Here is a 13,079-nt window from a genome sequence, read left to right as displayed (position 1 = left end):
AGCTTTGCATCAAACTGCTGCATGAAGTATCTTTTCATGGCAGGACTTACAATTTTTTTAGCAGATTAATGTAACTGGTTCATGCTTTTAGGCGATACTTAGGTGGTGACAGCACTTTCAGATATGGTATTTTTGTGCAACAAAAGTATAATTTTAAGATACCAATTATAAACAATCTTGATTTTGAGGACGTTGGGGAATGTCAGTACAACAAGCTACACCTAGATTTACAGGTTTTATTCGACGTTTGGTCGAAGATGGGCTCGTTTCTGCTGAAAATATGCAAACTGCCATTAAAGCCGCACAAAAAGATAATGTTGATATTGTTCCCTATCTCATTCAAAACCTAAATATCGCGCCTTTAATCATTGCTGAAAAAATTTCTAATGAGTTTGGCGAACCTATTTTTGATTTAAGCGTGTATGACTCTGCGCTCATCGTGCGTGAAGGCATTGATGAAAAACTGTTCAGCAAATATTGCATATTGCCTATTTTTAAACGCAATCATCTGCTTTATGTTGCAACCAGTAACCCGACCAATATCGAAGCAATGGATGCCATTCGTTTCAACAGTAAAATGAATATTGAAGCCATTGTGGTCGAACACGATAAATTGGTAAAACTGATTGAACAAAACTTTGCGAGTGAGTCTGCTTTTGAATTTGAAGATGATGACTTCGATCTCAACTTTGAAGATGGTAACAGCGAACCAGAACAAGCTGCAGAAGATGAACCGCAGGGTGATGAATCCCCAATTGTTAAATACATCAACAAATTACTGATTGATGCAATTCGCATGGGTGCTTCGGACTTACACTTTGAACCGTATGAAAAAACCTATCGAGTGCGTTACCGTGTCGATGGTGTATTACGTCAAATTGCCACCCCACCCTTACAGTTAGCTAACCGCTTGGCATCACGTTTAAAAGTGATGTCCCAAATGGACATTTCTGAAAAGCGTGTCCCGCAAGATGGTCGTATTAAATTAAAACTATCTAAAAATAAATCCATCGACTTCCGTGTGAACTCGTTGCCAACATTGTTCGGTGAAAAAATCGTACTGCGTATTCTTGACCCATCTAGCGCGATGCTTGGGATTGACGCTTTGGGCTATGAACCAGAACAAAAAGAATTGTTCATGGAAGCCTTAGAAAAACCGCAAGGCATGTTACTGATTACAGGTCCAACGGGTTCGGGTAAAACGGTATCGCTATATACAGGCTTAAATATCTTAAACAGAGAAGATACCAACATTTCCACTGCCGAAGACCCTGTGGAAATTAACTTAGAAGGCATCAACCAGGTTAACGTCAACAATAAAGTGGGCTTAACCTTCGCTGCCGCTCTGAAATCTTTCTTACGTCAAGACCCTGATATTGTCATGGTGGGTGAGATTCGTGACCTTGAAACTGCAGAAATTGCAATTAAAGCAGCCCAAACAGGTCACATGGTTTTATCTACCCTCCACACCAACAGTGCGCCAGAAACTTTAACGCGTTTACGCAATATGGGCGTTCCTTCCTTTAACATCGCAACTTCGGTAAACCTCGTCATTGCACAGCGTTTGGCACGACGCCTATGCCCGCATTGCAAAGCTCCTTCCGATATTCCAAAACAAAGCTTATTGGAAATGGGCTTTACTGAAGCCGATTTGAGCAATCCAGAATTTCAGGTCTATCAACCTGTAGGCTGTTCTGAATGCCGTGAAGGTTATAAAGGACGTGTTGGTGTTTATGAAGTGATGAAAGTCACACCAGAAATTTCTAGAATTATTATGGAGGATGGTAATGCCATCCAAATTGCTGATGCGTCAGCAAAATCGGGGTTTAACAATCTGCGTCGTTCGGGGTTACTTAAGGTCATGCAGGGGGTGACTTCATTGCAAGAAGTCAATCGTGTGACCAGTGAATAGTTGTAAAATTTAAAATAAGGATAAATACGCATGGCTGTCAAAAAAGCACAGATGATGCCCACCTTCGTTTATGAAGGGATTGACCGCAAAGGGGCTAAGTTAAAAGGGGAAATTCCAGCGCGTAATATGGCCTTGGCAAAGGTCACATTGCGTAAACAAGGGATTACCATCAAGACGATTCGCCAAAAGAAAAAGAATATTCTTGAAGGCTTAATGAAAAAACGGGTGTCGACCTTAGACATCACTATTTTCACGCGTCAGCTTGCCACTATGATGAAAGCAGGTGTGCCTTTGGTACAAAGCTTTGAGATTGTTGCCGAAGGTCTTGAAAACCCCGCCATGCGTGAAGTGGTTTTAGGCATTAAAGGTGAAGTGGAAGGCGGGAATACCTTTGCTGGCGCATTGCGTAAATATCCTCAATATTTTGACAACCTATTTTGTTCTTTGGTCGAATCTGGTGAACAATCGGGTGCCCTAGAAACCATGCTAGATCGTGTCGCGATCTATAAAGAAAAGAGTGAGTTACTCAAACAAAAAATTAAAAAAGCCATGAAATACCCTGCAACGGTCATTGTGGTGGCCGTGATTGTGACCATTATTTTGATGGTGAAAGTCGTACCTGTGTTTGAAGAGTTGTTTAGCTCTTTTGGTGCGGACTTGCCTGCCTTCACTAAAATGGTGGTGAACATGTCACAATGGATGCAGAAATACTGGTTTATTCTGATTATTGTGATTGGGGTCATCATTGCAGGTTTCTTGGAAACTAAAAAACGCAGTAAAAAATTCCGTGACTTCTTAGACAAAGCGGCACTGAAAGCGCCTATTTTTGGTGACTTGGTCTATAAAGCGATTATTGCACGTTATAGCCGTACTTTAGCCACTACTTTTGCTGCTGGTGTACCCTTAATTGATGCCTTGGAATCTACCGCTGGGGCAACCAATAATGTGGTCTATGAAGAAGCCGTGATGAAAATTCGTGATGATGTTGCGACAGGTCAACAGCTACAATTCGCCATGCGTGTCACCAATAAATTCCCGTCTATGGCAGTGCAAATGGTAGCCATTGGTGAAGAATCAGGTGCGCTAGATGCCATGCTAGATAAAGTCGCAACCCACTATGAAAACGAAGTCGACAACGCAGTAGATGGCTTAACCTCAATGATGGAGCCGTTGATTATGTCTGTCTTGGGTATTTTAGTGGGTGGTTTAGTTGTCGCCATGTACCTTCCAATCTTCCAAATGGGTTCTGTGGTTTAATGCAAGAATTAATCGCGTACTTTATCCAAAATCCAACTGCGCTCTATATCGCAGTTGGACTTTTTAGTTTATGTATTGGCAGTTTTTTGAATGTGGTGATTTACCGCACCCCAAAAATGATGGAACAGGAGTGGCGTAATGACTGCCAAATGTTATTACATCCTGAACAAGCCATTATTGATGAAAGTAAAATCACCCTGAGCAAACCTGCATCGACCTGCCCCAAATGTCACAACCCAATTCGTTGGTATCAAAATATTCCTGTGCTGAGTTGGTTGGTATTACGCGGTAAATGTGGCAACTGCCAAAACCTGATCAGCGTACGTTATCCAATGATTGAAGTATTAACCGCTGTTTGCGCCCTGATTGTGCTTGCGGTATTTGGCCCAACTGTACAAATGCTGTTTGGTTTGCTGCTCACTTATACCTTGATTGCACTCACCTTCATTGATTTTGATACACAACTCTTGCCAGACCGTTACACCCTGCCTTTGGCTGCACTGGGTTTGGCAGTCAACAGCTATGCCATCTATACCTCACCGACATCGGCAATTTGGGGTTATGTAATTGGCTTCCTATGTCTATGGGTGGTGTATTACCTGTTTAAAATCGTCACAGGCAAAGAAGGCATGGGCTATGGTGACTTCAAGCTCCTTGCCGCTTTAGGTGCATGGATGGGGCCGATGATGTTACCCCTGATTGTGCTACTATCGTCCTTAGTTGGGGCTATTATTGGCATTATTCTGTTAAAAGTGCGTAAAGAAAACCAACCCTTTGCATTTGGTCCGTATATCGCCATTGCGGGCTGGATTGCCTTTTTATGGGGCGAGCAAATCATGAAAGTATATTTGGGACAATAAGGACAGCACATGCGTTTTGTTTTGGGTCTAACAGGAGGAATTGGCAGTGGCAAGTCTGCAGCCAGTGCGTGGTTCGAGACCCAAGGCATTGTTGTGGTCGATGCGGATGTTGTTGCACGTGAAGTGGTTGAAAAAGGACAGCCTACCTTAAAGCAAATTCAACAACACTTTGGCGATTGGGTTTTACTTGAAAATGGCGAACTAGATCGTCGCGCATTACGTGAACACATTTTCAAAGAACCAAGTGCACGACAAGCACTTGAAAAAATCACCCACCCTGCAATTCGTGAATCGATTATTCAACAATTAGATACTGCCGACAGTCCCTATGTGGTTTTGGTTTCACCACTCTTGTTTGAAACCAATCAACATCAATTGACCCGACATACATTATTGATTGATGCTACTGAAGCCCTACAAATTCACCGTGCTTCACAACGTGATGGTCAAACGGTTGAGCAAATTCATAAAATTATTCAAGCACAAATGCCACGTGTTGAAAAACAACGCCTAGCCGATGACATTGTGCTAAATGATGGGCATTTAGATCATTTGTATAGCAAACTTGAAGTATTGCATCAGCAGTATTTAAAGCGAGCGATGCAGTAAGCAAATTAATCTGACTGTTGTTTTTGCTGTTCAAGTTGAGCTTTTAAGCTGTCAGGTCGGGCCCACCAACGCCAAGGTTGCAAAGCACCAATCCCCATACCCACCAAGCCACATAAAATTGCTAAACTCAAAGGTTCACCCAATAAAGGGACAGCAAGAATCGCAGCGATAAACGGCGCCAAGGTCACAATACTGCCAGTTTTGAATGCTCCCAAACGCTTAATTGCCTCGACATAGCTAAGTGTTGCGATGATCACCACAAACACTCCATGAAAAATAGTTTGCAGCAATAAATGAATCGGTTCAGGTGTGCTGAGTTGTTTCGGGAAAAACAGTACGTAAATCGGGACATAGACGATTGCCGACCAAATTGCGACACCCGCCATAGCATGCCAAGCGGAAAGCTTCCATTGTCTTAATAAAACCGTAAACACACCCCACCAAATAGCGCTGATAAAAAACAGTCCATCCCCAAGTCCAAAGGCAACACCTGTTTCTTGATACATCAGCGCACTCATACCCGCAATGGCGGTCAGCATAATTACAATACTGATCCATGTGTGGCGGTCAAAAGGCACTCGAAATAATACCCAAGCCGCAATGCCGGTACAAACAGGAATACAACCATTCAGAAAAATGGCAGCATGCGCAGCGGGTACATAATGAAAAGCACTATACGCAGTCAGGCAATAGCCTACTCCACCAATCATTGCCAAAATAAAAGGCTCTTTTTTCCATAAAAATGCCGTATCTTTTTTCCAGATAAGAATCGGCATTAAAATACAAAAAGCCAAAGCAAAGCGTAAGGCGGTAATATCCCAAGCACTGATCTGCCATTGTGCATTCAGCCGAGCAGTTAGGGTAAAACCACCCCAAATGCACATGGTAACAAGCACCAAAGCATAACCTTGCTTTTGGGGAGATAGACGAATCACGGTGTTGAAAGCATCAATAAAATAGCAAATACAAAATCAGCAATTAAGCCTGACGCTGACGACAAGCTTCATACAAGGCCATACCTGTTGCAACACTGACATTCAGACTTTGCAGATTTCCTGCCATTGGAATAAATACGGTTTGATCACATTGTGACTGGGTAATTGGGCGTAAACCTGTATCTTCTGCGCCCATCACCACGCATACTGCTGTGCCTGTAAAGTCAAATTGCTGAATTGGCAAAGCTTTTTCATCCAGCATCGTACCCACCACGCGCACATTAAACTCTTGTTTCAAATGCGCCAAAGTACGTGCCAAATTGGTCACTTGGATAAATTTGACTTTTTCTGCACCACCTGCAGCTACTTTGCGTGCAGTTGGGGTCAAACTTGCTGAACGATCACGCGGCACAATCACGGCAGTAACCCCCATCGCAGCGGCAGTACGGATACACGCACCCAAGTTATGCGGGTCGGTGACTTGGTCGAGCGCCAAAAGTAAAGGCTTGCTATCAGCCTGCAACAAGGCATCCAAGTCTTTTTCATTCAGAGTTGGATGTGGGCGTACTGCAGCCACCACTCCTTGGTGAAAAGGCAAACCTGCCAGTTTTTCCAAGCTGTCACGGCTGGCTTTTTGCACACTAATGCCAAATGGTTCGGCAAGTTCTAAAATCTTTTGTAAACGCTGATCATCACGCCCTTTTAAGGTAAAAAGAGTTAAGACGCGCTCTGGCTCAAGCTCCAATAATGACTCCACCGAGTGAACGCCATAATAATATTCAGGTTTTGCCATGAACGACCTCTAATTAATGCACCAATAAACCAGCGAAAACGAAAAATCCTGCAAAGCTGACTTTACAGGATTTCAATAAGATCTAGTTTAACCGATTCGGGTGAAAATTTCTTGATTCAATTCCGCTTGATTGGGTGCTCAAGCAGGAGAAAAATGAAATCTTAATTCAATACCCTATTATCGGCTGATTAGCCTTCTAAGTGGCACACGTAATCGAGCACTTCATCGGTTTCGATGCTGAAACGGCTATTGCCAGGCACATAGAACGATTGACCCGCGCGGAATAATTCACTTTCTTCGCTATCGGCAATTTTGACACGACATTCACCTGAAATAATTTCCATACGTTCAGGTACATGCGTTTCGAAAGTCAAGGCTTGTTCAGTCGGTAAAATTACCCCTAAGGTTTTTTTGGTACCGTCTTCAAATTGCACCGTGTGACTGATGCATTGCCCACCAAAATAGACATTCGACTTTTTCACAACTGATACATGATCAAACTGAGCTGACATGCGTATTCTCCAGGTAACGCGTTTTTATATTTTTGACTGATGTAGTTTAATTCTGTCCTCAGAACTAATCAATCTGTGTTTACAGTGGGCTTTGCGTAAATTGAACAATGTTTCAATACGCAGCATGCAACACGCTGACAGCACAGTCTAAGCCAATGCCAGAGGCATGCAAAGTACTCTGCTCTAGATTCTTCCCCACTAAAGTGCTAAATCTGAATGTGAAACAGATCACAAATAGTATGTGTATCATTTAAGTTTCACCCGATCAGGCAGCACCTAAAAACTTCCTAAGCGAATATACTGCAATTTGATGACTATCAAATGAAATGGTCAACGAGTCTTGCGTTTTATATAGGATGCTTATCGGGTACATTTTTTGTTGTTTGTGCTGCAATTTAAGCTAGAATTAAACAGACGAAAATAACAGCCTTGTTATGGCATTTCCAAAACTTAACTCTCTTTCACTGACACTTTTCGCAGCTTGGATGCGTTTATGCTGACTCATTTAACACTGATTAACTTTGCCCTTGCCGACCACTTAGCACTGGATATTGAAACAGGTTTTAACGTTCTGACAGGGGAAACAGGTGCAGGTAAATCCTTACTTTTAGATGCGCTCTCTGCCTGTTTAGGTGAACGTACCGATACCAATTATGTACGTTTTGGCTCAGATAAAGCCGATGTGACCGCGAGTTTCAGTTATCAGAACAATAGCCCTGAAGCACAATGGCTAAAAGAACATGAATTAGATGATGAGTCTGGTGAAATCCATTTACGTCGGGTAATTTTTGCCACAGGGCGCAGCAAAGCATGGATTAATGGTCGTCCAAGCAGTTTGGCAGAGCTGAAAGAAATTGGACGCTTACTGGTACAGTTATACAGTCAGCACAGTCAGCAACAATTGCTCGAACCGCCTTATCCAAAGCACTGGCTTGATCGTTATTATAATTTTTATACCCCTGCCCAAGCAGTACGTGATGCTTATAGTACCTGGCAAAAAAATATCCGACAGCATCAGGCGGCGCTGGATGCACAGGCAACTCGCAAGCAGCGCATCGAAACTCTAAACTTACAGCTCGAAGAACTCGAAGAACTGGTACAAATCGATTATAAGGAGATTGAACAAGAGTTTGATCGCCTAAGCCATCATGAACATATCATGCAGGACTGCAGTTATAGCTTAAATGCCTTAGACGAAGCCGAGCAAAATATCACTCAGGAAATTGCTTCGATTATTCGCCGCTTGGAATCTCATGCGGGACGCAGTGAACAATTATCAGAAATTTATAACTCATTGTTAAATGCGCAAAGTGAATTAGATGATGCGACAGCCAATTTACGTCAGTTTATTGATCGTCAAAGCTTTGACCCTGAACGCATGGAAGAACTGAATCAAAAATTAGAAGTCTTTCATCGTTTAGCGCGTAAATACCGCACACAACCTGAATTATTAAAACAAGAATTTGATACTTGGCAAACTGAGCTCACTGCTTTACATGAACTTGAAGACCCTGAAACTTTGGCAGAACAAGTCGAAGTGGCACATCAGGACTTTTTAGCCAAAGCACAACATTTAGATGACATCCGTCGTGAAGCAGCCGCACCACTTGCCAAACAACTGACCGAGCAAGTCAAACAGTTGGCACTGCCTGAGGCACATTTTGAATTTAAGTTTGAACCTTTAGAGCAGGTTTCTGCGGAGGGGTTAAGTTTTATTCAACTACTGTTTACTGCCAACAAAGGTATTCCTGCTCAGCCATTAGCACGTGTGGCTTCTGGTGGCGAATTATCGCGGATTGCCTTGGTTATGCAAGTCATGAATGCCGAAAAAACCGAAGCTGAAGTTTTGGTTTTTGATGAAATTGATGTCGGGATTAGTGGTGGTACTGCTGAAATTGTGGGGCGTTTGCTCGCAGGTTTGGCGCAACACGTTCAAATTTTATGTATTACCCACCAAGCACAAGTAGCTGCACAGTCTGATCAGCACCTTTTGGTGAAAAAGCGTCAGACCGACCCTGCCAGCAGCACCATTGTTGAATTAGAAGAAGATGCGCGTATTTTAGAATTGGCACGCATGACAGGCGGCGTTGAAATTAATGACACCACCCTGCAACACGCCAAACAATTACGCCAATTGAAGTTTCAACAGGCTTAAAAAATAAATCCCCTGATTTTCAGGGGGATTTATTTAGGTCTAAAACAAGCTTAATCATTATTTACCATTTCACAGGTTGGTCACTTGAACCAGGTGTCATTTCATAACCTGGAGAGGTATCATAAAATTGACTGCTAGAAGATTGCACAGGTTGTAGTTTAAGACCCTGTAAAATTTCAGGATTTAAACTTTGGGCAATCTTATCTGCAGTACTATCATTTAAACTATTATTTAAAAGATTCTGTGTCATCAAGTTCGATAAGGTACGATTAAAAGTCCCTGCCGCAACTACCTTACTGGTATTCGCTTCAATCACTCGCCACGTTAAACGCACCTGCTCTGCACCAGCATTTAACCCATACATTTGTTGACCGCTAGCAACTGACAAATCGTTAATACGCCCCACGAGTAAATAATCAGCACCTACTTTTTGACCAATACGCGCTAACTCATGCGGTGCACCATCCCAATACAGGAAGTCATTTTCAAATTGCATTTCATCTATGTAATGACGATCAACAACACTTAACTGCCCTGACTGTGCCAAATAAGTACCTAAAGTATCTGATAATTCTTGACTAAACTCAGAAGCAGAAGCACCGCTGGCTAAGCGGTTATTTTTTTCTGCCATTTGAAATGGCAAGACTGCAATACGGCGCATGTGTTGATCTTGTACAGTAGATTCAAACTTCACCACATGTGCGCGAACTTTAGCGCGATAATTATTTTTGGCACCAGAAACACTCAAGACCTGAAACTTGGTGACAGAACCCGAACCTTGATTGGCTACACTAAATACAGGTGAAACTTTACCCGTATATGTCCAGCCCTGATTATTTACAGATAAAGAAACTGTTTCTTCATAATTCATTTGTGACGATACCGAAGCACCATTCACCGATTGAACTGCAATCAATAATGCTTCAGAAATAGCTTGGTGTTGTGTTGGACCACTACCCGTTGCCTCTTTAATCACTTCTTTAATCGCAGCAAAAGCAGGACTACACAGTAATCCAGATAATAAGCCTGCAAATAATATTTTTTTCATGTTCTATTCTTCAACAGCAACTGCACTTATCACAGCGCAGTTGCTTTCAGATTAAATTAAAGACCAAAAGTTGAGCGCTTTGCTGCCTTACGGATTTCTTTTTCGCCTGTCCACTCTACAATGCCAGTTTGTAAGTTCTGCAATTTAAATGTGAACTTGTAATACACATCGCTCTTACCACCTGCATTTTTTACAATACTAGATAGATTGCCATTGAGCATATATTCAGCACCGATATGTCCACCAGTACGCACTGCAGTCGCTTGATTGACCATGCCGCTTTGCTTTTGATAGGCAAGTTGCTGCGCCATCGCATTAACAGATTTCATATCTACAAAACGAAACTTCCCTGAATTAATTAATTTGTTCTGAATCGTATCTGTAATAGATTCTGTATCGATATGTTCTTGTGTCTTGTTATGAATACGATCAAGCACAATGACTGGACGACGAGTTTGCGTCATTTGCACCACAGGTGGGAAGGTCAGCATATCATCCACCATCTTTGCAGCAATCATTTGTAGATCTGTCGATCCAAAATCTTTCGTTAAAGTTTCTACAGCTTGAGCATCACCATAACTCACTGCACTACCCGTTGTTGCACAACCTGTTGCCAAAACAGAAGTTGCTACCACAGTCATGATTAACTTTGCATTCATTGCTCTATCTCGCTTATTTCTTTAAATACACAACAACATCTACAGCCGATGGATTTGGTGCTAAAGATTGCACGCCCTTCACCTCTCGACCCGTTAACTGAATTGGTTTCCAAATCGCACCTTCAGGGTTCACTTCGGCCCCATGTGCATCGACCCATACGATTTTGTAGCTAAAATCTTTGTTATTGAAACGGCGGTTTTTAATGGCAATTGATGCCTTTTTTAAGTCGCCTGCCATAGACATTCCCACACGCTCAACAAATACCTCAGTGGTTAAGACTGGGTTATTGGTAATGGTGCGAATACTTACTTCGTTATTCGCATCTGTCTGTGTAGACAAAGCATTAGGGGCTGTACATCCAACCATCGCCGCAGCACTAAGACCGAGTAATGCGAGTTTTAACTGATTTTTCATAAAGTTCTCTTCAAAATTATTGGCGTGGAATACTACTTACACTTGCTGTAATTTTGTCATTTACATGATGTGCATAAACAAATACTGTCTCATTGGCTTTTACATCTAACTTCACAGAGGAGCTTGACAAATTACCTGACGATAACTGTAAGTTGTGTATCCCTGGCGTTAAGTTCAGACGTGCAATTTGCGTATTACTTGGCAAAGTTGTCCAAGCTCGTAAATCTGCTCGCTCGGTTGCCATATTGAGCACGTTACCTGCCAATTGCCCTAAAACACCAAATTGGTTACCAAGCTCTTTTTGAGCAGCATATTTGGCTGTGGCACGAATCACTTGGGTTGTTAAAGTTCCAACGACTTTTTCTTTTAAGTCTTTAACAGCCAATGCACCAATATCACTAATCACATAACTGTCTTGCAAAACTCGGTTATTCAGCTTCACTTTCAGGCTTTTGGGTGCAACATAAGTGCTAGGTTCATAAGTCGCAAAAGCAATGTTGATAATGCCGCCTGGAGTCGGAATATCTAACTTATTTTCAATTTTCTGTGGAACGATACCTTGTTCAATAAATACAATAACAGGCACACTACTATTACTTTGTTTTGCAACCAATTGATCTAAACGCTTTACATCTTTAGCAATCTGCTCATCAGGCTGTAACTCATAAGCTTTTTTGTAATCCACCAAAGCATCGTTGTATTCGCCTAAGGTTTCCCACAAGTTAGCTGCCATATAAAAAGCATAAGCATTTTGATAAGTATTCTTAATCTTGCCCGCAATTGGATCTAAGCCAACAAATGCCTCATCTAAAACATGCAATGCGGCATTTGAAGATGCATTTGCTTTTGTATTTTTCTCTTTTTTCTTTTCAAACTCAGCCTGATGTGCCAGTTCAATTTCACGCTGAATGCCCTGTGCAACACGCATTTCTACTGCAGCAGCCTCAAGGTTTTTTAGAAAAATATAATTTTTGGCTTGAGAAATATGCGCCAATACCTGTTCATGAGGTGGCACCAAATAAGGCACCACCGAATCATTACTCACCATAGAAAGTGCTTTAAATCCGACCCGACTCAGACTAATTTTTGCACGACTTTTTTGTTTATCTAGCAATTCAAAAGCCTGCTTATAATGATTCAAACTTTCTTCATACTGATGATTGACTTGTAATAAACGTGCCTGCTCCAGTAAATATAGTACGCCGTCTTTTGAATCTACTTTATCTTTAAATTTAGCAGCTAAATCTTCAGATAAATGATTATTCAAATGACTGCGAAACAAATTACCTTCTTCATTATAAGTTCCAAAAATTGCTGCTTGAGAAAAAACTGAAGCTGAAAAAACAGCAGCAAACAAACTTCCCTTTATTAAATAATTCATATTAAACCATCAAAAAAAGCTATAAAAGATGAAAATTTCACCATCTTACAAACAATTAATTTTTGTTTCAATATGTATTTTATGTATATTTATTGAAACATATCAAGCTATAAAAAACACAAATTTTACACTAAAGTACAAAACTTACAAAAGAGATAAACAAACTTATAGATTTTTTATATTAAAAAACCACTACTCATTAGACAAACTTAATATTTAATAAAAGAGAATCTAAATGTAGTAAAACCGCCTATTTTGCAATTAAAAAACAGAAATCACATTCGTTAAAATTAAAAGTAGATTAAAAAATATACACTAAAACATTTAAACAAACCCACATCACAAAGATAATAAAGCAATCAATTATTATGTTCCTATATCTTCAACTTTGTAACTAAATAGATAAATTTAATGACATCATTTTTTCTAAATTTTAAATTTATTCTTTTATTTATCCTTTGTCTCACTTTTACCAAAGCAAAGTTGTCATCACAGTGGTTTTATGGGATAAGTACAGCTAAGAAATGTATATTTGCATGATTT

12 protein-coding genes are annotated in these 13,079 nt (G+C 41.0%); 5 read left to right on the top strand and 7 right to left on the bottom strand.

Annotation, left to right across the window (positions count from 1 at the left end; translation table 11 throughout):
- Positions 1 to 199 precede the first annotated feature (199 nt).
- The 4 genes from pilB to coaE are packed head-to-tail and all read left to right on the top strand — an operon-like array spanning position 200 to position 4,638.
- Entirely contained in the window at positions 200 to 1,912 is a 1,713-nt protein-coding gene (gene pilB, locus VF675_RS01120; RefSeq protein ID WP_004975865.1) for a type IV-A pilus assembly ATPase PilB, read from the top strand.
- 30 nt (positions 1,913 to 1,942) lie between these two features.
- The gene (locus VF675_RS01115; protein WP_004975864.1) at positions 1,943 to 3,169 is read left to right on the top strand and encodes a type II secretion system F family protein; all 1,227 of its coding nucleotides are present in this window, start codon (positions 1,943 to 1,945) and stop codon (positions 3,167 to 3,169) included.
- Positions 3,169 to 4,029, top strand: coding sequence for a prepilin peptidase (locus VF675_RS01110; RefSeq protein ID WP_096901344.1), 861 nt, complete (start codon positions 3,169 to 3,171; stop codon positions 4,027 to 4,029). Before VF675_RS01115 ends, VF675_RS01110 begins: the two co-directional genes overlap by 1 nt.
- A 9-nt stretch (positions 4,030 to 4,038) precedes the next feature.
- Positions 4,039 to 4,638 (top strand): dephospho-CoA kinase, encoded by a 600-nt coding sequence (coaE, locus tag VF675_RS01105; protein WP_353675424.1) that lies wholly within the window; start codon positions 4,039 to 4,041, stop codon positions 4,636 to 4,638.
- Positions 4,639 to 4,643: 5 nt separating this feature from the next.
- On the opposite strand, the gene VF675_RS01100 is transcribed toward coaE, so the two are convergent.
- From VF675_RS01100 to VF675_RS01090, 3 genes are all read right to left on the bottom strand, one after another.
- Positions 4,644 to 5,573, bottom strand: coding sequence for a DMT family transporter (locus tag VF675_RS01100; protein WP_440204631.1), 930 nt, complete (start codon positions 5,571 to 5,573; stop codon positions 4,644 to 4,646).
- A gap of 43 nt (positions 5,574 to 5,616) precedes the next feature.
- Positions 5,617 to 6,366 (bottom strand): 23S rRNA (guanosine(2251)-2'-O)-methyltransferase RlmB, encoded by a 750-nt coding sequence (gene rlmB / locus VF675_RS01095; RefSeq protein WP_004975856.1) that lies wholly within the window; start codon positions 6,364 to 6,366, stop codon positions 5,617 to 5,619.
- 188 nt (positions 6,367 to 6,554) lie between these two features.
- Entirely contained in the window at positions 6,555 to 6,878 is a 324-nt protein-coding gene (locus VF675_RS01090; protein WP_004975854.1) for a pyrimidine/purine nucleoside phosphorylase, read from the bottom strand.
- Positions 6,879 to 7,371: 493 nt separating this feature from the next.
- Between VF675_RS01090 and recN the strand changes: the two genes are divergently transcribed.
- Positions 7,372 to 9,033, top strand: coding sequence for a DNA repair protein RecN (gene recN / locus VF675_RS01085; protein WP_440204630.1), 1,662 nt, complete (start codon positions 7,372 to 7,374; stop codon positions 9,031 to 9,033).
- Positions 9,034 to 9,094: 61 nt separating this feature from the next.
- On the opposite strand, the gene VF675_RS01080 is transcribed toward recN, so the two are convergent.
- Genes VF675_RS01080 through VF675_RS01065 form a run of 4 tightly spaced genes read right to left on the bottom strand, consistent with a single transcriptional unit; the run spans position 9,095 to position 12,536 of the window.
- Positions 9,095 to 10,081: a CsgG/HfaB family protein gene (locus VF675_RS01080; protein WP_004975851.1), complete on the bottom strand. Its 987-nt coding sequence runs from the start codon at positions 10,079 to 10,081 to the stop codon at positions 9,095 to 9,097.
- A 56-nt stretch (positions 10,082 to 10,137) separates the two neighbouring features.
- Complete coding sequence (gene lpoB, locus VF675_RS01075; RefSeq protein WP_440204629.1) at positions 10,138 to 10,740, bottom strand: penicillin-binding protein activator LpoB; 603 nt, start codon at positions 10,738 to 10,740, stop codon at positions 10,138 to 10,140.
- 13 nt (positions 10,741 to 10,753) lie between these two features.
- The gene (locus VF675_RS01070; protein ID WP_004975847.1) at positions 10,754 to 11,155 is read right to left on the bottom strand and encodes a DUF1425 domain-containing protein; all 402 of its coding nucleotides are present in this window, start codon (positions 11,153 to 11,155) and stop codon (positions 10,754 to 10,756) included.
- A 16-nt stretch (positions 11,156 to 11,171) separates the two neighbouring features.
- A complete protein-coding gene (locus tag VF675_RS01065; RefSeq protein ID WP_440204628.1) occupies positions 11,172 to 12,536 on the bottom strand; it encodes a COG3014 family protein in 1,365 nt (454 codons plus the stop codon).
- Between the last annotated feature and the right edge of the window lie 543 nt (positions 12,537 to 13,079).

The organism is Acinetobacter sp. Lyrl_1 (assembly GCF_051948795.1).
GTDB classification, from domain to species: Bacteria; Pseudomonadota; Gammaproteobacteria; order Pseudomonadales; family Moraxellaceae; genus Acinetobacter; species Acinetobacter towneri.
This window is presented reverse-complemented; position numbering and strand designations above follow the sequence as displayed.